This is a genomic window from Siphonobacter curvatus (assembly GCF_002943425.1).
Taxonomy (GTDB): Bacteria; Bacteroidota; Bacteroidia; order Cytophagales; family Spirosomataceae; genus Siphonobacter; species Siphonobacter curvatus.
This window is the reverse complement of the sequence record NZ_PTRA01000001.1, coordinates 1,433,293-1,451,888: the sequence shown is the minus strand read 5'-3', so window position 1 is coordinate 1,451,888 and position 18,596 is coordinate 1,433,293. Positions and strand designations below refer to the sequence as shown.

The following is an 18,596-nucleotide window of genomic DNA, read 5'->3' as shown; positions in this document are numbered from 1 at the left end:
AATCATTTGCCCTACATAAACACATTTAAACCTCAATTTTTCTCTCTTTTCCGCCCGCCCTATAACATTTTGGAAATTTCCATTTTTGATTTTCTCGAATGGCTGAATTGAGATTTCGGGCTGGGCCGGTCGGTCGGCGGGGTGGGTACCCCTTAAAAAGTTGGCGGGCCGACCAAGCCGCCACGTGGTCGGCTCCACGTCGCGGCTTGGTCGGCCCGGTCGTTTATCGGTTAATCGATTAAAAGAAATCGATGTCGAACCCGCTCTCACTGTAGCTAGTGCCGCCCATGTACTTCCATATGACGTAGTAGTCTACTGTATCGCTCAGGTGCGTGGCGTTCTCCTGCTCGATGCTGGCCACCTTCTCGCTACCCTTGTTCTTGGTGTAGTCGGCCTTGATGGGTGCGAACATCATAGACACCATAGCGGGCTTGAAGTCCTGCGGGTGCATCCGTAGGTAGTAGTCCTTCTTGTCTGACTCGGTGAGTATCCGGTGCATCAACAGGAAACGCTCGTGTAAGTCCATGTTGTAGTTGAGCGGTACCAAAATTACTTTCCATCCAGCCGCCTCGAAAACGGACGCGAATAGCTCATACATGGACTTGGTAGAGCCTGCACTTTTGTTCTGGCCGTTGCGGTCGCCGGTGACGTAGAGCGTCTTGTTCTGGTGGCCGCTCAGCCGCTCCAGCATCTTCACGGCCAGGCTCTCAGCCATCGTTAGTTTCTCCCCTGTTTGTGGGTTGGCCAGTGGCTCCTTGACAAAGAGAGCCATCAGTCCTTTCAATAGCCTGGCCTTGGACTGAAAGACCGTGTTTGAGGTGAAGTGTGCGTTAAAATCTACTGAAGTTTCAAGCGGCTGGGTAGGATCATACCAGCCGTTTATCTCCTCAATATCGCTATGCTTTTCCCAGTTGAAGCCAGGGTAATAGCTGTTTGGAATGCGAGAAAGACGCTTACCCAATACTTCCACTTCAAACTCCAAAGGGGTGAGTTTTTCCTTGAGTCCTGCAATGTAGCCAGGTGGCAGAAATACCAGGTTGTCGCGGGTGATAACCTGGGTAAAATGATATTTCCTAGGCTCCTTGCGTTGTAGTTCCTCGTATTCAAACATCCAATCCCCTTCCGCTCCATACGGTGGGCTGGAGAAGAAAGCGAAAAGCCAGTGTAAATTCGAGTCATACCGGCCCACATTCGCACGAATACGACCCAGACATATCTTGAGCCATTCCCGCTTAAAACGTAGGGCTTCGTCCATCAGCACAAAATCGTCATTACGTCCACGGTGGGCGTCCGCATCGAGCTTGTACCCACAAACCTCGATGACAAAGCCATTAGCAAACGAAATGCAGTTACTCCAGTCGTCCGGTTCCTGGTAGGGTCGGTCGAATCCTGCGGGCGGTTCTTTCCAAAGTACGTACTCTCCTTCGCCGGTCGCCGGATTATAGGGCACCATCCCCCAACGGTCCCGCCAACCAGCCCGGAGCCCTGGCGTCAGGGAGCGTTTCGCCTGGCTAACCACCGGGCAGGCTAGCTGGCCTTTCGCCCTGGGCAATTCTTCTTTCATAATCGCGGCCAGATCGGACATAGCTATAGATTTACCAGATCCAATACCGCCAACCATGCCCGCTACCTTGACGTCGTGAACGTCCATTCTGTTCATTACCGCATCCAGAAAAGCGGCCTGTTTATCGTTTACGGTAATTTCAAGTTCTTCCATTTTTTACTCCCCTATTTCGTAATGCTCTTCTTTGGTAAAATCATTTTGTATTTGGCCATTCACATTTTTGGAAACTTGCTTTAAGACCACCTTAGTGGGCTTTTTCTTTCCTTCCATATCCTTGGCTTTTGCGTCGTAGGCTCCATCGAACTGGGCCGCTTCAGCCATCAGGGCACGAAACGTTTTCATTAATTCGGCTCCCTCCTTTCGTTCTTTTAAATCGAAAGCATTTTTTGCCTGTTCGTAGACCATCCAGCCCGCTTCCCGGAACATTTCCGCGTATAGGAATTTGACACCATCGTGGTTTCGGGAAAGTCGAATGTCCGCGTATAGATCGTACGCTATGGAAAGAATTTCACGGGCACGGCGTTCCTGAAGGTCCGTAACCTGGTCGTTTTTTAGTAGGGTGATAACCTGTGTATCGCTATACCCGGATTTTAGCCAACCCCTGGCTACGTTCACTTTTTCAAAAACCTGTTTTTGGGCAAAACTGAGTTCTTCACCCAAAAGCAGGTGACGCCGGTATAAGTCGAGTTCGTCCTGTACCTTTTGTAAATATTTGTTATTGCTTCTCATATTTCTGGTTTACGATTTTCTGCTGGAGTTCCCGTTTTAAAGCCCGCATTTTGTCCAGATCAGCCGCCCAATTGCCCGCTTTTTTGTGTTCGGGCTGGTCTTTTACCTTTTTCTCGTATTTGGTAATGTTGACATTTAACCGCTGGAGCTGAACCTGAAGCTCTGCCAGGCTGGAGTCTACAGCGACCAGCTCCGTAACGCCTGGCTTTTGCTCCGCCTCCGGAGGCAGTTCGCCGAACTTTTTCAGGTATTCGGCTTTCTGGCGTACCTGCTTCCATGCCATGCGTTTGTCGATGATTGCCTGAATTACCGGCTTGACAGCTTCGACGGCTTCAGCGGGGTATGTATGCAGCGTATTAGACAAAATAGCGGCTTCACGGTGTAAGGCTTCAGCCTGTACCATGAGCCGCTCGTAAACGGTTTCTTTAGATTCAGTTACTTGGCTGTCTCCTTCGTTTTTTTTTGTTCAGAATTGGCCTTTCCCTTGCTGGTTCCGGTAGAAACTTTTGCAGGCTTGGCGGGCTCAGCAACAGCGGGGCTGGGAGCCGCTTCGGGCTCAGCCAGCTGAGTGGTAACAGGTTCGGAATTTGGAGCTTCAGTAGTGGTTTTTTCGTCCACGCTTCCAGCTCCAGCCTCATGCTCTGAATGTGCGGTTTCGGTATCGACAGGCAGACGGTCAACGTCTCCAGCGGCTGCATTAGTGGCGGAGCAACTACTGGAAAGGCACGTAGCGGCAAACATTGAGCGGCCAACGCTACTGCCGATAATTCCAACTCTTTTGACGTTGGAAGGTCCACGCAAGAACGCATCAACTGCCTGTTTAAACTCTGCCAGCTCAGTTGGAGTAAAACCTGTGAGGGAATCAATAGGCTCTTGACGGCCGTCAGGGGTAGTATGCTCATTTTCAGTACTTCCAGAGGTTGCAGATTCTGTACCTAGATCCTCGCTTCTTTCATCTAAAACAGGTTGTCCAGAAACGGCCAAATCATAGGCATTTTGAGCCTTTTCGAGTGCCCCCAGCGTTGTCTCGCAGGGGTTCGTTCGGTGTTTAATGCGGGCCAGTTGCAGGTCCGCTTTTAGGGTTTTAATCGACATAACGCAGAAAGAATTTAGGAAGCCGTAGCAGGGGTTGGTTTCTTATCCTCAAAAAACAAACCGAATGTTTCGGGGTACTGCTGCATGATTAGCCGGGCTTCGTCGTCGGAAAGGTTGGCATCAGTTAGAGCTTTGGTAGTACCACCGATAAAAAGCGTTACCTGAGCGGCTTCGTCTTTTTTAATGATTTTGACTTTTTTAAGCATACGCAAGTGAAGAAAAAAGCCACTCTCCAGCTATTAGGAGAGTGGCTGGCCAGTGAAAGAAAATTAGGCGGCTGCCACTAAGGGCTCGACAGCGAAAGTGGACAACGGACCCAGAGGGACCACCGGCAGCGTAAAGCCGTCGTTTGTCGCCTTCAGCGTGACTTTCTTTTGTTCGGTACCTTTAACCGGACTTGCGGCGGATGCTTCAAACATCAACGGTACATACTTCTGGCCGAAGTAGTATAACGTATCGTCATTACCTTGGACAATAACGTTTACCGGCGTTTCGTAAAGCAGGGTTAAGAGCTTCGCAATGTCTTTATCATAACCTAGAATAGCGAACTCAACGCCCTGGGTAAAACCGCCGCCTGGCTTCATAGCTCCATCCCATTTGGTGGTATCGTACCAGGCTTCAATTTCGATAAACTTCTTACCTGCCAGCAGGGGAATAGGTGCGTTCCATTCGCCCGCTGTTTTAATTACCTCGTACGTGAGAAACTCTTTCTCAATGTCCTCAGTAAGTACCAGGTAAACGCGTTTTGAACCGCCCAGACTTGGAGTTTGGCATCTGCGTTTAATCCCGATCAGCGGAGAGCAAAAGGCAAACCCAGAAATGCCGGTGTCGAGACTTACGCCGGTTGCGTATTGCAGGACCAGCGACGTGGTGGGAACGGCCAGAGCTGACGCCAGGACGTTACCCGTATACAAAAAGGCAATCAAACCAGCCAGGAGCGAGATACCGACCAAAGCTACTTTTTTAAACGTATTCATCTGTTTTTTAGAAATATGTAACCTATTAAAAAGGGGAAAAGGAAAGTATAGAAGGGAGTGCGGACCGCTCGCACTCCCTAAACGTAGTGCTTAGTCTTCGCGGTCGTTAGAGAATACGTACTTACCCGTACCGTAGTTGACGTCGGCGGAGAACATGATGTTAGCCTCATACCCTTTGATGGCCTCCATCAGCTTAGCGGTGAAGTTCTCGTAACCCTGGTTGAAGGTGAAGAACTTGTTACCTGGAACGGTCAACCACTGGAAGCGTTTGTTACCCAGACCAGACTCCACTTTAATCTCGATGTTGGGGAAATCATCCAGGTGGGTGGGCTGCTCAGAAAGGCTCACCAGGTTGGGCGACTTGGCACGGCGGCTTTGTTTGTAGAGGCGGTACGAACGCGGTGACATTTCCACGAACATGGCACGGCCTGCCAGCTCCGGTACGCTTTCCGTCAACTGAGCCAGTTCGTTGGTTTCGTCGTACACTCCAGCGTCAAATTCGATTGCATCGAGTACCGATTCGTATATATTGCTTTCGGCAATATCGCCGCCTGAAGCCCGGCCCTGGGTGAGTTTATACAGCAGACCGTTCATTACGTAACGGGCTCCCTTCTGGTTGTCGTTCCGCTCTCCCTGGTAAGCAGAAATTAAAGCCAGGTCGTTACCGGCTTTACCCAGAATTTGCTCCAGGAAGAAAAGCGGCCAGGGATTGGCCAGTACTTCAGCCTGCGTTTTCAGACCCGTAATGTACTTCAGATACGAGCGGAAGTACTTGAGAATGTCGGAACGCTTCAGCGACAGATCAATGTCAATATCGTGAAACTCCGGCATCCGGGCACCAAAGGCCACGGCGTTCTCCGTAGGGTCGAACCCGTCTTTTGCAGGCTGGAGAATGTCGCGGACTTCCATCGACAAAAGCGGCGTTTTCTCGTCCGACTCGTCCACGATGAAGTCCTGACGGATTTTCTCAAAGCCATCCACCAGAATCTGGTTAAAAACAATCGGTTTATTGCTCAGCGTTTCTTGCAGCTGAGCGGGCAATTTGCTAAGGTCAACCGAATTGACCAGCGAATTAGCAATTAACATATAGAAGCAATCGTATTAGGAAAAAATGAGGGGAAACAATAGCCTGGCTGGTTCAATTCCAGGCTATTGGTTTGAGTTGTTCGGTTAAGCCTTTTTGTTCTGGCTCCAGTGACTCAGGGCAATGCCCATAGGATCGTTGGCAGCAAACTGAGGCTCTTCGGCCTGGCCACGCGTTCCAGCGTCTTCATTGGGCAGTACCTTACCTGCGGCAGCTTGGTTTTGGTGAGCCTTTTTGAACTTGGTGTTTTCTGTCGTCAGACTGGCGTTAGTTTTCTTCAGGCTGGCCACTTCGGCTTTGAGCTTGGTCAGCTCATCGTCTTCAGCGGCTTCCGTATCTGGCTCTTCCAGACCTTCCGGGTCTTCCAGGTCTGTACTTTTGCCAGCTGTAAACGCGGCCTGGGCTTCTTTTTCAATGTCGGCCAGCTTTGCCTGGTCTACATCTTTTTCGTTAAGATAACCGAAAAGGGAAGGGAGTACTTTTGCCAGAAAACTCCCTTTGTTGGTCTTTGTACTCATGGGTTAAAGCATAGGAAAAAATGGTTATTTGGCCAGTTGCAACACCCGTTGCACGGCATCGCCTAGCGTGCCCCAACCATCCGCCAGCCCCAAGCGAATGGCATCCGCTCCCGAATACATTTTACCCGTGAAAACTTCGTTGCTTTGAATCTTTCCACCCCGACCGCGACGGACGTCTGTTACGAACTCTTTTTGAGAAGCATCGAGCCGCTGCTGAATCTCAATGATAGTCTCATCCGTTAGTTCTTCGTACGCGTTTTGTTTGAGTTTATCGGGCGAACCTTTCGCCCGGAAAATGGTGGTTTTTTCGCCCGTCTTTTCGGCTTTTTGCCGTAGATCGGTGTGGAAACAAAGCGTCCCTATCGAGCCCATTTCTGTACTGGCCTGCGGTTCCAAGAGGATTAAATCACACCCAGAGAGCCCCCAAACGCCTGCGGATGCTACGTAGGCACTCTGGCCCACGATTGGCTTGGAAAAGTTCCAGATTGCGTTGGCAAGTGCCTTGGTGGAGTCAACCGTTCCGCCCGGTGTAAACGCGTCGATAACTACCCCTTTTATGCTTGCTTCTTTGTCGGCTCGTTGAATGAGCGACATTAAAAAGGCATTTCCGTAAGCATTATACCAGGAAGTATTTCGAGACATTACACCTTTGAGGGGTAATACTACCACGCCCTGTTGCTCCGGAACGCGGTAATAGTCCAGGTAAGACATAGTGTAGTCTGTCGCTGCTCGCATCTTTTGATTGTCTGGAATTTCAAAGGCTTTAGGCATATGCTCACCTTTGGACAATTGCGGCAGAAACGTGTTCTCAAAGTAGGCTTCTTGAATGGCCAGTAATGAATGAGGGCCAGAAAAGTTTAAAATTGACATAGGGGGTATTCGTGCTAGTCGTCATTTGACTTTGCGAACATCGCCCCTGCTTTTTGCCGTGGATAGGACCGAAAAAAGCCCTCCGAATAATCGGAGGGCTTAGGCTTACTACTTGAACAATCCGAGCCGGTAGCCGTACCAGTTCCACCAACCCAAAGCCCGAACTACTACGAATTTGCTATACGTTCGTCTGGGCTTTTTAGGGTTAAATCGTTTCATAAATTCAAGCCAGTAGGTGTCTATTTGCGACCGGCTAAAGCCGTGAACGCGGTTACTTATGTAAAAGCAATCATGGAAAGCGTCGGCTACAAAATCGCGGCCTATGGGATGGATAAGACCCTGAGCCCAGCCAGGTACGCTGGCTCCGTCCGTAAGCAAGCCAGCCGGTATATCAAAAATAGTGCCGTCGCTGGCCTCCAGCGTAAAACCTTCCAATACGCGGAAATGATCGGGCACAATCCCCTGCGTATCATACTCTAGTACTATTTTCATAGTTCTACTTCCGGGACGCTACCGTAATACTCCGTTAGCTTTTCGGCAAACCAGGGGTGCTGTACGGCTGCGTTAAACAAGTACAATACGAAATCTTGAGGCAAATCGTGGATTTCGTCGGGTTCAGTTGCGACCGGCTCCCAGGTCTGGCTCTGGCCTTCCCCGACCGGCATTTTCCAGATTTTCTCAAGGCTAATACTTCCTGAATGAAAGAGCCGCGTCAGGTCGATAGTAAGCCGCCCGCGAAAATCCCGACGTAAACCCAGAGCAAACTTTTCCTCTTGGGTTAATACATCAAATATGGCCCGAACCTGTAAAGGGCTCAGGGGTCGTTTTAATAAATCCATAGCGGTAGATTAGGTTAGTTTATGATAATAAAATTCAACAACGATTGCCGAAGAAAGTACTTCGTTTAGTTGTACCTCTATTCGTTGGGCTTGTCCGGCTGGAGCTAAAGAATTGGCAACTGTTACGGTGCGTAGTTTCAGACTTTTTCCTGCTAGATTATGCCCCATCCCATGAAGGGTTATTTCTCTGGCTTCGCTGGTACTATCGTTGGTGGGCTCCCCGTGCCAAGTCAGAACACCAGAATACATTCCGTTGTAAACAACGCCCCCACCCTTCCACGAGTCGAGAACGGCCCGAATGGCGTACATTCCGTTATGTAGCTGCAAACTGGCCTGAGTGCCGACGCTAAACCAAGAACTGGAGTTATTAAAGAGAATTTCTTTACGGAAATAACCCTGGCGGCAAAACGGCGAAACCATAGCCGAACTGGCAATGGTCCAGTTCTTAACGTTGTGTTCAAACCCGACATGGTAGGCAAAAAAATTGGCGTCGGCGGTTCCATTGCTACCCGAAACGAGGGCCGTGTTTGCTCCGAGCTGAACCTGTACATTGTAAAGGTTTACCAGGCTAGGCAAATAAGAAAAATAGGTAAGTTCTCCGTTGCCTATTTTAATAGCTCCGAGGGTGGCTTTAATCCAATAGGGGTCCTCTCGGAGATAGCCCGCGTTCTCTTCGGTTACAACTTGGGCCGTTGCGTCGTTTGGGGCTTCAATTTTTAAATACGTACCATCGACTCGAAGCGAGTTTACTGTTTCGCCTTGGCCAATAATGCGTTTTTTAAAGGTTAGCGTTCGGTTAGACTCTAGGTATAGAACCAGTTCGTTTACGTGAAAAACGATATTCTCCGTTACGTCGTAATTCCCTTGGATATAAATATGAACCCGTTGGAATCGGTAATCAACCAGCTCAGCCGCCCGTCTTAGACTCTTTAATGGCAACGCATTATTAAGCCCGGTATTGGTGTCTGAGCCGCCCGCCTGGCTAACGTAAAGCGTAACGCTTAATTTACTAAACCGCTCCGGGTACGTTGTCGTAAAAGCATCAAACGTTGCTTTCATTGAATTGTGCCGCTCATCGACAAACTCCGCGTTGGCATCCAGTACGTCGGCCAGATCCGTGTTAGAAATTTTCTTTTGCCTGGTGGCTAAACGAATCAGCTGATTCGTCTTGTTTTTAAGGTCTGCTAGGGTCCACATAATTAGATTTCAAATACTTCAGAAAAGGTATTGGCGTCAAACACACCACCGCTCAGTTGATCGTCGGATAGGCCCGGCAGAAAACCCGCTGGCTCTGGTCCCCTGCCGGTGAGCTGGAAACCGTTTTGATTGGCTCCCCCTCCTATCGACGTAGCCGCCTGAAGCAAGAGCGGGAACTCAGGGCTTCCCATCATTAGCGAATCGCCCGCAATGGTTTGGATGAAAGCCACCCAGGGACGCCGCCCATGCTGGAGAATGAAACGGCGGATTTCGGGACGGGCTTTGGAAAGAGAAAAATTAATCGCCCAGGCGTAACCGGCTCCGGGCTCTGCTAGTGCCTCAGTCTCCGAAACAGTGGCCGACGTTCCAGCCACTTCGATTTCCGTAGGCTTGGCACCCGGTCTGAGAATAGGTACGCCCGAAACAATCAAGTCGATTTGGTCAGCCGGTAAAATCAAAAGCCGGGCGAGCTTTCGGCCCACGGCCTGGCCGCAGGGTTGCGAGAGAAAAGCGGGGGTGTTTTGTGTTGCCATCATGGCAAAACTACCCGCACAAAATCCGGCTCAAAAGGACGTACTTTTTATACGTTTTCAAATTGATAAAAAATAGAAAAACCGCCATAGGACGTCCCTAGTGCGGTTTTTCTATTTGAGCCAGCCCGGACTTTTTGTGCATAGCCCGGACTTTTTGTGCGTAACCCGGACGACCTATGCGATTTGCCGGACTTTTTGTGCAGAACTTTTTTTCATCGGCGGACGCATTTCGAGCATTTTTCTGCGTCGGTCGTTAACTTTTTCAATCCGCTGGAGGTAATCCCGGTAAATTTTACGAATCACTTCCCAGTCGCAGTCTTCGGCGGTGTCAATGTCATACCGCGTTAGAAAGTCTCGAATGAACGGCGAATAATCGCCACCGGCCAGCTCATGAACGCGGCGAACTTCACAAATGAGTGTACGCCGGAAAATTTCATCTAGCTGCCGTACCAGATCGGGAATTTTGTCATAGGGAATCTCGTACGCTTTTTCCCGTAGGTGATAGGCCAGAGTGATGGTGCTGCCGCTCGTTTCTCTTACCTTCTGAGTGAATGGAATCGTACGGGAAACCAGGTGCAACAAACGCCCGATTTCACTCCATTTCTCAATCTGTAAACGTCCTTTTTGGTCGGCGGGGCCATACTCTCCATTTTCAAAAAATTTCTTCAAGTGTTTGGGGACTTCCAGGGTAAGTGTTTTTAACATAGGGGGCAGGTTTTATTTACTCAAAATTGTAACAATTTACAGTAAATTATTCTACATTTTTACTCAATACCAGTAAATTTTTCCACTATTTTACACTTTCATAAAAAGTATACCGAAAAAACTTACTGGTACAAAGCAACGGCTACCCGCCAAAGCTGGATAGGGCGGCTATTATGCCATTCCGAGCGTCCCCTACGGCTCCATATACCGCATCCCTTACACTATAGGTAGCCCCTATATTTCCGTTTACCGCATCGCGTACGCTACCAACTGTAGCGGCCAAAGCATCTAGTTTGGCTCCATTCTCTGCGTTCACATCAATAATACCCTGAAGTAATTCGAGCTGCTGTTGTCCTTGCTGCTGGGCTTCAGCGTATGCCGCTTCGGCGTCGGGGCCACCTTCCACTCCACCGCCGCCGTACTGAGCGGCTTCAACTTCGGCCTGCTCCTGAGCGAGTCGGGCCTGTTCTTCGGCTTGCTCCTGAGCTTTCTGGGCATCTCTTTCGGCTTTCTTTTTCTTCGACCCAAAGAGGTACATTTCCTTCTTGAAATACGGACTCTCAAAGAGCTGGCCACCATCCCGGAAAGCCATCGGGCGGTTCTCTCCAGAAATGGGTTTTCTACGCATGGAAGGATTCCGGGCGTTTTTAAACATCTGCTGGATTAACGGCCAATTGGCCTCTGTTTGGTCCGCTGATATAATCGCTTCATCCCCTTCCATTTCACCCACTTCCCGACCGCTGGACCGATCAACCAGGGCAATGCCTCCCTCCCCGTACCGGCTTCCGTGTTTGCCGCCTCTGGCCACAAATCCACCCTTGGCAAAAGTGGGCTCTGGCTGATTATTGATTTTTGCCACCTGTATGGCCGTCATACCGGCAATGATACCAGCAAAGACCAGGTTCACCGGGAAGAAACCAGACGCCAAAGCCTTTAGAGCGGCGATAGAGCCCTGAATAATGGCCGTAGCCGTATCCGCCTTCTTCTGCTGCTTCCACTGCTCCCGCTTCAGTTCCCGCTCTTTTACGGCGGCGTCGTTCTGAATCTTGGCAATGTCGTTGGTCGTCTCCTTCGTCTTTTTGGTAATTTCAGCGTTATACTTCGTATTGATCGACGTTTTTTTCGTAGCCAGATCCTGCTCCATTTTCTGGAGGGTAGCTGTACCCAGCTGATTGCCACGAATGGTTTCGTCTACCTTCTGAAGTTCAGCCGCCAGTTCATTCTCCAGCCTGGCCAGCTCTGCTGCATTACCTGCCGCTCTGGCCGCATCCATCCAGGCTTTATACCGGGCATTCGTGGCCTGTTTAGCGTCAGCCAGTTGGGCCTCCATAGCATTCAGTTGGTCAGCCGTCATTTGGTTGGCCAGTACACTGCTGGAGAGCTTGGACTGTTCAGCGGCTAGTTCGTTCTGTAACCTGGCCAGCTCTGCTGCATTACCCGCCGCTCTGGCTTCATCCATCCAAGCTTTATACTGGGCGTTTATGGTCTGCTTTTGCTCGGTCAGGCTTTGCTCATTATTGCGTAGCTGAACGGCTCCCATTTGGTTGGCCAGTACCGTGTCTTCCACCTTCTTCAGCTCTTCCCGCCGCTCGGTGTCCAGCCGCTCCAATTCTGCTTTATTACCCGCTGCTCGTGCGGAGTCCATCCAGGTTTGATATTGGGCGTTTACTTCCTGTTTAGCCGTAGCCAGGGCCATTTCCACGGCTTCGACGTCGGCAGCTGACATTTGGGTGGCTAGATACTCCCTACGGAGTCGGTCGAGTTCGGCCTGTTCTTCCGCACGAATGCCCTCGATAACTGCGTTTTTCTGGGTTTCGGCAGCGTCGATTTTGGCGGCGGTTTCTTTGTTCAAGTTGTCGATTTCCCGCTGGAGCCGGTCCTGGCTCAGTTGGTTCAAAAACGCGACGGCCTGCTTTGCCATTCCGGCTATGGCCTCGTATCCTGCCATGTGGGCAGAAAGTCGTTTTTGCCAGGCTTGCTGCTCTCCCTGGAAAATTTGACTGGTGGCGTCGGCAAACGCGGCTACGTCGCCTCTCATTAATGCCTGTAGAGCGTCAGAACCCGCCGCCCATTGCTTGGCTCTGGTTTCCTGCAAGTCCCGATCAATGGCTTTCTTTTTCTCCGCCGAATTGGCTTCTGCTAGGTCTTCCTCGTTGCGGTAGCGGTCAGAAATAGCTTTCTGTAATATTTTCAGCTGCTCCTTATCCGTTACCTCCAGCTCTGCCTTGTGTAGTTCAGCGTCACGCTCAGCAATGAGTTTTTCTTTGGTCCAGACCAGCTCCCTATCCACCCTCTCTTTATGAATCTGGGCCAGCTTGGTAGCATTGCCCTGGGCTTGTACTTCTTTCCAGTCGAAAAGGGCATTTTCGGACTGGCGTTGCTGCTCGATGATGTTCTTTTCAATCTCCAGGCGTTTCTGGGCAGCTTCGGCGGCTTTCTTCGTTTCCTTCTCCCGGTGTTCGGCCCGTTTCGCCTCAATTTCAGACGTTGCTTCGTCCTCAATTGATTTCCGGAGCTTCGCTTTGTACTCTTCGTCGGCCAGCGTGTCGTTTACTTCAGCTAAGCGTTTTTGCTTCTTGGCTTCAATCTTTGCTTCCTCCCTGAGCAATTCATCTTTGATGGCATTAATCTGGGTTTCAGCCTCCAGCTCGGCTATTTGCTTAAGGGCTTTATCGTTGGCATCCTTGATTTTCTGAAGGTGTTTAGTTTCCACCTCCTGGAGTTCGGCTTTCCGCTGAATTTCGATTTCTTTCAGGGCCGTGGTTAGCTCAGAACCCGCGTGTTTTTCGCGTTCGGCCTGCCGTTTCAAGAGTTCGTACTTTAGGTCTACTTTGGCCCGTTCTCGCTCAATTTCCGTGGCCAGCGTAGCAATGTGGGCCTCCTGCTGCTGCTTGTAACTTTCGTCCTGAGCCTTCAGCTCTGCTTTGCGTACCTTGTCGGCTTCTTTCTGACGTTTCTCCAGCTCCTTTTTCTGGGTGTCCGTTATTTCCTTATGGCCTTTTTCGTTGGCTTTGGTCGTATCGAGCATCCCTTTCTCGAAATCCGCTTTAGGGCGTTCAACCATCGCCGATTTGAAAGTGGCCCCTATGCTCTCAAAATTGGAAACCAGGTGTTTTTTTGTGGTTTCTACCTTCGTTTTTACGCCGTCCCAAACCTTGGAAATGTTGTCAAAATCACCCGTTAGGGCCATACCAATGATTTTGCCGACCGCTCCGAACGTTTCGCCCATGACGGCCAAACTATCGACAACCAGCTGAATAGCTCCCACCAGTACTTTCAGGGCGATAACTACGCCAGAGAATACCTGAGCAAGAATCTGCACGTATTTGGTGGCTGAGATACTTTGCCCCTGGAGCCCTGGAAATAAATCGTAAACCAAATCCATGAGAACGCCAAAAAACTGCTTGACTACGCCCCATAAATCGTCAAAGACTACCACCAAAGGCTCGCTATTGGCTACGGCTTCCATGAGGAACTCAACGTAGGCAGAAAACACGTTTAGTAACGCCGTAAAAACGGGCTTTAGCTTCTCACCAATCAACCCATACAACTGGTCGAACGTGTCCCCGATTGAACTCATACGGCCCGAAAGCGTAGCAGACTGCTTTTCCATCAGGCCCATTGCGTCGGTCGTACTACCAAAAGCCACCGCCATTTCCATAGCTCCCTGTTCGGTTGCGTCGAAATACCGGGTACTGCCGCCAATGTTCGTTTTGATTTTGTCGCCAACCTTCTGAACCTTAATACCGATTTCGTTCCAGCGTTCGGTATTGGAAACGTCCAGTACGGCCTCCATCAGCGAATCAAAGGGCTTGCCCATCTTGGCGGCAGCGTCCCCCATTCGTAGTAGTTGCTGTTCGCTGGGACGAAGCCCGCGAGCGGTCATTTTTATGTACGAGTCGGTGATTTCATCCAGCGAGAACGGCGTTTTGGCGGCAATGTCCTTAAGGGCTTGCATCGCTAACTTCGCCTTTTGCTGGCTTCCCAGCATACTGGTAAGGGTCGTCTCGTACTTCTCGAATTTGCCCGTCGTCTCGAAAATGGCCTTTCCAATGTCCCAGAAAAACTGTACAACCTGGAGAGCAAAAAAGCCCATAAAGGCCGTTTTTACGCCACCGATACCACCCGTAATTTTACTCCAGAGCGACGGACTGCCCAGGTCTTCGCCGCCTTTCTTTAGGTTGGTTACTTCCTTGCCTACGCTGGCCAGTTGCTTCTCGGCAGCTCCCAGTTCCTTGGCTTTTTTTACGAAAGCATCAGTGCCCGGCGTCAGGGCTGACAGCTCCTTTTTTAGCTTGCTTACCTGGTTGGTGAGCTGGCCGTAGGTCATGTTCTGAAGCTCGGTAGACTTCCGGGCATTCTCAGCCTCCGTACGGGCATCTTTTGCAGCTGCTTTGGCCGCTTTCCAGGCGTCAGTACCTTTCTGGCCGGTCTTCTCCAGTTGCACCACGGCTTTTTCGGCATCCTTGGCGGCTTTCTCGGCTTCAGCCCAGGCGTTGGTTACTTGCTTAACGTCCTTCCCTACTCCAGACAGGGTTTTGTTCAGTCCGCTGGCCTCGCCAGTAAACTGAATTTTTATTTCGTCCTGTATCATTTCCGGTTTTTGGGGAAATTGTATTTGAGGTTGGACGTGTCAATTTTACCCTCCGAATAGGCCGTCTGGGAAGCCATCATTCTGGCCCAGTTGCGTTTATCAGTTGGAGCGAAAAAGACCTCTTTTCCGAAATTCTGGCGAAACTCTTCCGCAGCCCAGGCACAAGCGGCCTGTTCCATCGTCTCGTAAAAAAGCGGCAGTACGTTGTATTTGAGTTCGTCGTTGTAAATCCCTCGATACCCGCGTTTGATATTCGGGTAAGATTTGAAATGAAACTGAAGCCCACGAGCCACCCGCAGGACGGCAGCGTGTTCAGATCGGGGCGTTACGCCGGTGGGATAGCCCGGTACGTAGGCAAAGCGGCCAATTCCGATTTTTTCGACAAAATCGACCATCGCCCGGAGCGGCGGTACGGTCGTGTACCGGAGTTGCTTCATGTCCTTAATCCGGAGCAATTCGGAGAACATGACGCTACTACGGATAAAGCCCTGGCCACGCTCGACAGCGGCGGCGTGGATACTGGCCAACAGTTCGCCGGTCAGCTCCAGCCCTTCGGCCCGGACGGCAGAGATAAAACGCCTTTCGGCTTGCTTGGTAAAATCCTCTAAGATTTTAGCCAGAATTGGGTTATCCTCAAAAGAGGTTTCCTGTATTGCCATTGCATTAGGTTTGATTCAATGGCAAGTTTGGAAGCCTCTTTCGAGATGGAAAGGACGATATTATAGTTATAGCTAAAGCCTGTTTAAACCATAAATTACTGAGCTACAATATCTTATTTCCCATGACATTTTTTAAATTTTTGACCACTCCCACATGGGCAAGGATCATTTCTACCTATTTGTTTTCTTGATTCAATTATTTTTGGAATCGTATTATATATTTTTTCGTTTTGATTTTCAGAGTAATAAATTTTATCAATATTACCAGCATATGCATTATCTATTACACAAACATCATATTCAGTACGTTTCTTCAAATCATGATTTATATAAAATCCTAAGAAACTCATTTCACTGTCAGCATAATAATGCCTACAGTTATTAATTCTCTTAGAGAAATAGTCTATAATCTTCTTAGGAGTTTTTAATAATTTACAAATAATCTCCAAATCAAAAACATTTATACAAACACCAGATTCAGCATATTTTTCATATAGCAAAAATTGAGATAAATGTGGTATTGCTGGAAATACTTCTAGTAAAGCACATATCACATATATGTTTTTTACGCTCTTAAGCTTTTCTCTTATATCCACACCATCACTATTCAAAAAATTATAATTTTCATAATTATAAATAGCCTTAGAACACTCTATTCCTTGCACAAAAGCATCTTCAACAGCTTTCTTAAAATCTTCTTTTAATTTTTCAACATCGCCTTGCCTAGCCAACGAAGTAATTCTTTTAGACTTTATTTGAAACAGCAATAAATCTTCGTTATTTATAGCCATAACGTCTATATCGGAAACATCCGTCTGGCTTTTATCTTTTTTAATTTTAATACTTTTAAAAACGTCACTATGATTAAATTTATCAATAAGTAAGTCATATACTATTTCCTCAGCTATTTTACCTCTATTGGTGGTGCAAGTTGAAAAATACTTTTTATCGGTTACCATCCAATAAAATGGAGAATCATAAATAGATTCAGCTAGAAAAAATGGCATTGGAATAAAGAATTTTTTTCCAAGCTTTATTATTGGCTTAACACTAAATTCATTAAAATCCCCAACCAATCTTAATGATTTATTATACCCCCCCTCTAGTTCACATGTAAAACATTGAGCTATTAAATCAAAGTCCACATTCGCCCCTACTAGCTCTTCATGTGTCATGATTAAACAACCTAACATTTCATTGATTGAATATCTTTTTTTTCTGTCTTTTTTCAATATATTTATTTTCACATTGATAGTGTTTTTTATATTAAGAAAAAAACTATTTAAGGAGTCTAAATTAAATCCTTTCTCTTTTTTAATCCATTCAATATCATATTTATATTTATTAAAAGAATTCGTAGAATATTGATAATCATAAGCACCACATGGTCCATAAAAAAATGCCTCTCTTAATGGATCTTTTTGTAGCATTAAATCACTAGTATCTTTATGATTATTAGAATCTTCAAATAATGCCGACAAATCCGGAAGAAATGTCCTATGCAATCTATACATTAAATCATAGACAATAGGTATTTGTTTATTTAAATTAATATCTATTTTTTTATTATTTTTTGCATTCTTAATCCATAATCCTATCAAATAGGAAAGCTCGTTATAATTTAAATTTTTATTTCTATCATAGTTTGATAAACTTTCAATAGTACCAACAAAATCCCTAAAAATAATCATTACTATCAAATTAATAAAATTATAATTTGATGTCATTTCTTCAATTTCATTAATTATTTCATCCTGTTTCATAGTATTTAAATATTTAAAGTTATAGTTTAGTTTTAAAAATTTGATTTTTAAAACTAAACCGAAAGTAATAATACCGAAGCAACATCTTCTATTGGTAAAGTAACTGAAAGTACTGCAATAATATAATTCATCCCGTCGATGTGAATTTTTCGGGCGAAATCCAGCTGAGCCAGATCGGCCTCGTTTAAGATCAAATCTTTCTTCAGGTAAAACCAATTTTTCCGCAGGGCTTCCGTACGTGACCAGCATTGAGTGGCCAGACCGTTGGGGCCAGTCCAATACAGTGAATAGTTGCCGTGGGTCGGCAATGCCTTGGGATAACCATTTACCTGACCATGCCAAAACAGCAAACGCGGGCTGAATTTCTCAGCTCCCTGGCCATACTGCGACGTATTGCCTTTCTGACGGGCCGAAGCCAGGCCGGTTTCCTGATCGACCAGCAAGGTGGAAAATTTGCAGATTAGTTTTGCCAACCCATTGCGACCGTCGTCTGGCAGTAACGGGCTGAAGTAGTCGGCCACCTCGGCGGGCTTATCCTTCTGGAGAGCGTCGCCAGAATCCAGCTCATAGCTCAGCTGAAGGCGGGCGTTTCGTTCGGCGGTCTTAGCTTCTCCTTCCACGGCCTTTTTACTCCAGTCCGCCAGAACGGGCATGGCCAGTTTTTCCTCCCAAAAACCGATTCTCAGACGTTTTTCCGTAGAATTAAAGTCAAAGGATAGGTTAGGCAATTTTCGCAGCTCTAACAGGAACTGTTCCACTGTCAGCTCTGGCAAATGGCCCGATACCAGAACGCCGGTTGCGGCATCGGTCGCCCTGGTGTTATAAATTACCAGGCGGCTCCAGCTCGGATGCTGGAAAAATTCGCCTTCAATGGTGGTGCCGGTCAGCTGAGCAAGGCGTTTTAGTACAAAGCTCACCATAAACATGGGCACCTTTGGCGTCGTACCAATGTAGCCACCGTTTCGGAACTCGTTTATCCGCCCCTCAAATCCGGGCGGATTATTGCCGCCGTAGAAATCCGGATTCACTATGGTGGGCAGGACGTAGGCCAGCTGGCCGTCCGCGAATACTTCGCCAGTCGCCGGTTGCTCCAGCGGCAGGGTTCCCAGCTCCAGCTCTGAAAGCAAAACTTTTTGAAAGTCGCCAAAGAACTCCCCCAGCTTATCGCTAAAAATGCCCTTGTACCCATTTATCCGGTCGGCTTCTGTCAAAATAAAATACCCCTCCTTTAAGAGTTCGCCGCCGTAGAATTGCTGACAGGCATACTCAGCCACACGCGGCCCGGCTTGGGGCTCGTGGAAGTAGCCAAAAATCCGCTGGTTTCGGTCCGTTGGCGGCAGCGTGGGCATTTGGTCGTTGCTGCCCGGAATGGTATCGTAAAGCAAATACGGGCTCTGAAAATCCAGTTTTACCGGAGTAGACGGCGGAAGATCCACCGCCTCTCCATTGATGCGTATTTCGTAGTTCAT

General features: G+C 48.2%; 18 protein-coding genes. All 18 read right to left on the bottom strand.

Annotation, left to right across the window (positions count from 1 at the left end; translation table 11 throughout):
• Window positions 1-238: 238 nt before the first annotated feature.
• The gene (locus C5O19_RS05845; protein WP_104710481.1) at window positions 239-1,717 is read right to left on the bottom strand and encodes a hypothetical protein; all 1,479 of its coding nucleotides are present in this window, start codon (window positions 1,715-1,717) and stop codon (window positions 239-241) included.
• Between the two features lie 3 nt (window positions 1,718-1,720).
• Entirely contained in the window at window positions 1,721-2,293 is a 573-nt protein-coding gene (locus C5O19_RS05840; RefSeq protein WP_104710479.1) for a hypothetical protein, read from the bottom strand.
• On the bottom strand, window positions 2,280-2,696 hold the full coding sequence (locus C5O19_RS05835; protein WP_104710477.1) for a hypothetical protein: 417 nt from the start codon (window positions 2,694-2,696) through the stop codon (window positions 2,280-2,282). The genes C5O19_RS05840 and C5O19_RS05835 overlap by 14 nt, the downstream gene beginning before the upstream one ends.
• Window positions 2,697-2,728: 32 nt before the next feature.
• Window positions 2,729-3,388 carry a hypothetical protein gene (locus tag C5O19_RS05830; RefSeq protein WP_104710475.1) on the bottom strand — a complete coding sequence of 220 codons (660 nt, stop codon included), beginning with the start codon at window positions 3,386-3,388 and terminating at the stop codon, window positions 2,729-2,731.
• A gap of 14 nt (window positions 3,389-3,402) precedes the next feature.
• Window positions 3,403-3,594 (bottom strand): hypothetical protein, encoded by a 192-nt coding sequence (locus C5O19_RS05825; RefSeq protein ID WP_104710473.1) that lies wholly within the window; start codon window positions 3,592-3,594, stop codon window positions 3,403-3,405.
• 63 nt (window positions 3,595-3,657) lie between these two features.
• Window positions 3,658-4,365 carry a hypothetical protein gene (locus C5O19_RS05820; RefSeq protein ID WP_104710471.1) on the bottom strand — a complete coding sequence of 236 codons (708 nt, stop codon included), beginning with the start codon at window positions 4,363-4,365 and terminating at the stop codon, window positions 3,658-3,660.
• Window positions 4,366-4,455: 90 nt separating this feature from the next.
• Window positions 4,456-5,451, bottom strand: coding sequence for a hypothetical protein (locus tag C5O19_RS05815; protein ID WP_104710469.1), 996 nt, complete (start codon window positions 5,449-5,451; stop codon window positions 4,456-4,458).
• An 84-nt stretch (window positions 5,452-5,535) separates the two neighbouring features.
• The gene (locus C5O19_RS05810; RefSeq protein WP_104710467.1) at window positions 5,536-5,967 is read right to left on the bottom strand and encodes a hypothetical protein; all 432 of its coding nucleotides are present in this window, start codon (window positions 5,965-5,967) and stop codon (window positions 5,536-5,538) included.
• Window positions 5,968-5,991: 24 nt separating this feature from the next.
• Window positions 5,992-6,837 (bottom strand): S49 family peptidase, encoded by an 846-nt coding sequence (locus C5O19_RS05805; RefSeq protein WP_104710465.1) that lies wholly within the window; start codon window positions 6,835-6,837, stop codon window positions 5,992-5,994.
• A gap of 108 nt (window positions 6,838-6,945) precedes the next feature.
• Window positions 6,946-7,329: a DUF1353 domain-containing protein gene (locus C5O19_RS05800; protein WP_104710463.1), complete on the bottom strand. Its 384-nt coding sequence runs from the start codon at window positions 7,327-7,329 to the stop codon at window positions 6,946-6,948.
• Complete coding sequence (locus C5O19_RS05795; RefSeq protein ID WP_104710461.1) at window positions 7,326-7,676, bottom strand: hypothetical protein; 351 nt, start codon at window positions 7,674-7,676, stop codon at window positions 7,326-7,328. The genes C5O19_RS05800 and C5O19_RS05795 overlap by 4 nt, the downstream gene beginning before the upstream one ends.
• A gap of 9 nt (window positions 7,677-7,685) precedes the next feature.
• Window positions 7,686-8,873 (bottom strand): hypothetical protein, encoded by a 1,188-nt coding sequence (locus tag C5O19_RS05790; RefSeq protein WP_104710459.1) that lies wholly within the window; start codon window positions 8,871-8,873, stop codon window positions 7,686-7,688.
• Between the two features lie 2 nt (window positions 8,874-8,875).
• Window positions 8,876-9,409: a hypothetical protein gene (locus C5O19_RS05785; protein ID WP_104710457.1), complete on the bottom strand. Its 534-nt coding sequence runs from the start codon at window positions 9,407-9,409 to the stop codon at window positions 8,876-8,878.
• A 171-nt stretch (window positions 9,410-9,580) separates the two neighbouring features.
• The gene (locus C5O19_RS05780) at window positions 9,581-10,111 is read right to left on the bottom strand and encodes a hypothetical protein (RefSeq protein WP_104710455.1); all 531 of its coding nucleotides are present in this window, start codon (window positions 10,109-10,111) and stop codon (window positions 9,581-9,583) included.
• A gap of 142 nt (window positions 10,112-10,253) precedes the next feature.
• On the bottom strand, window positions 10,254-14,705 hold the full coding sequence (locus tag C5O19_RS05775; RefSeq protein ID WP_104710453.1) for a tape measure protein: 4,452 nt from the start codon (window positions 14,703-14,705) through the stop codon (window positions 10,254-10,256).
• Window positions 14,702-15,364, bottom strand: a complete 663-nt coding sequence (locus tag C5O19_RS05770; RefSeq protein ID WP_104710451.1) for a hypothetical protein — start codon at window positions 15,362-15,364, stop codon at window positions 14,702-14,704. The genes C5O19_RS05775 and C5O19_RS05770 overlap by 4 nt, the downstream gene beginning before the upstream one ends.
• 113 nt (window positions 15,365-15,477) lie before the next feature.
• Window positions 15,478-17,127: an SEC-C metal-binding domain-containing protein gene (locus C5O19_RS05765; RefSeq protein ID WP_165795944.1), complete on the bottom strand. Its 1,650-nt coding sequence runs from the start codon at window positions 17,125-17,127 to the stop codon at window positions 15,478-15,480.
• 53 nt (window positions 17,128-17,180) lie between these two features.
• Window positions 17,181-18,596: a hypothetical protein gene (locus C5O19_RS25940; RefSeq protein ID WP_165795943.1), complete on the bottom strand. Its 1,416-nt coding sequence runs from the start codon at window positions 18,594-18,596 to the stop codon at window positions 17,181-17,183.

Excerpts from the sequence above, each read along its gene's own strand:
- C5O19_RS05845 (WP_104710481.1), bottom strand. The coding sequence starts at position 1,717 with ATGGAAGAACTTGAAATTACCGTAAACGATAAACAGGCCGCTTTTCTG.
- C5O19_RS05840 (WP_104710479.1), bottom strand. The coding sequence starts at position 2,293 with ATGAGAAGCAATAACAAATATTTACAAAAGGTACAGGACGAACTCGAC.
- C5O19_RS05835 (WP_104710477.1), bottom strand. The coding sequence starts at position 2,696 with ATGGTACAGGCTGAAGCCTTACACCGTGAAGCCGCTATTTTGTCTAAT.
- C5O19_RS05830 (WP_104710475.1), bottom strand. The coding sequence starts at position 3,388 with ATGTCGATTAAAACCCTAAAAGCGGACCTGCAACTGGCCCGCATTAAA.
- C5O19_RS05825 (WP_104710473.1), bottom strand. The coding sequence starts at position 3,594 with ATGCTTAAAAAAGTCAAAATCATTAAAAAAGACGAAGCCGCTCAGGTA.
- C5O19_RS05820 (WP_104710471.1), bottom strand. The coding sequence starts at position 4,365 with ATGAATACGTTTAAAAAAGTAGCTTTGGTCGGTATCTCGCTCCTGGCT.
- C5O19_RS05815 (WP_104710469.1), bottom strand. The coding sequence starts at position 5,451 with ATGTTAATTGCTAATTCGCTGGTCAATTCGGTTGACCTTAGCAAATTG.
- C5O19_RS05810 (WP_104710467.1), bottom strand. The coding sequence starts at position 5,967 with ATGAGTACAAAGACCAACAAAGGGAGTTTTCTGGCAAAAGTACTCCCT.
- C5O19_RS05805 (WP_104710465.1), bottom strand. The coding sequence starts at position 6,837 with ATGTCAATTTTAAACTTTTCTGGCCCTCATTCATTACTGGCCATTCAA.
- C5O19_RS05800 (WP_104710463.1), bottom strand. The coding sequence starts at position 7,329 with ATGAAAATAGTACTAGAGTATGATACGCAGGGGATTGTGCCCGATCAT.
- C5O19_RS05795 (WP_104710461.1), bottom strand. The coding sequence starts at position 7,676 with ATGGATTTATTAAAACGACCCCTGAGCCCTTTACAGGTTCGGGCCATA.
- C5O19_RS05790 (WP_104710459.1), bottom strand. The coding sequence starts at position 8,873 with ATGTGGACCCTAGCAGACCTTAAAAACAAGACGAATCAGCTGATTCGT.
- C5O19_RS05785 (WP_104710457.1), bottom strand. The coding sequence starts at position 9,409 with ATGATGGCAACACAAAACACCCCCGCTTTTCTCTCGCAACCCTGCGGC.
- C5O19_RS05780 (WP_104710455.1), bottom strand. The coding sequence starts at position 10,111 with ATGTTAAAAACACTTACCCTGGAAGTCCCCAAACACTTGAAGAAATTT.
- C5O19_RS05775 (WP_104710453.1), bottom strand. The coding sequence starts at position 14,705 with ATGATACAGGACGAAATAAAAATTCAGTTTACTGGCGAGGCCAGCGGA.
- C5O19_RS05770 (WP_104710451.1), bottom strand. The coding sequence starts at position 15,364 with ATGGCAATACAGGAAACCTCTTTTGAGGATAACCCAATTCTGGCTAAA.
- C5O19_RS05765 (WP_165795944.1), bottom strand. The coding sequence starts at position 17,127 with ATGAAACAGGATGAAATAATTAATGAAATTGAAGAAATGACATCAAAT.
- C5O19_RS25940 (WP_165795943.1), bottom strand. The coding sequence starts at position 18,596 with ATGAACTACGAAATACGCATCAATGGAGAGGCGGTGGATCTTCCGCCG.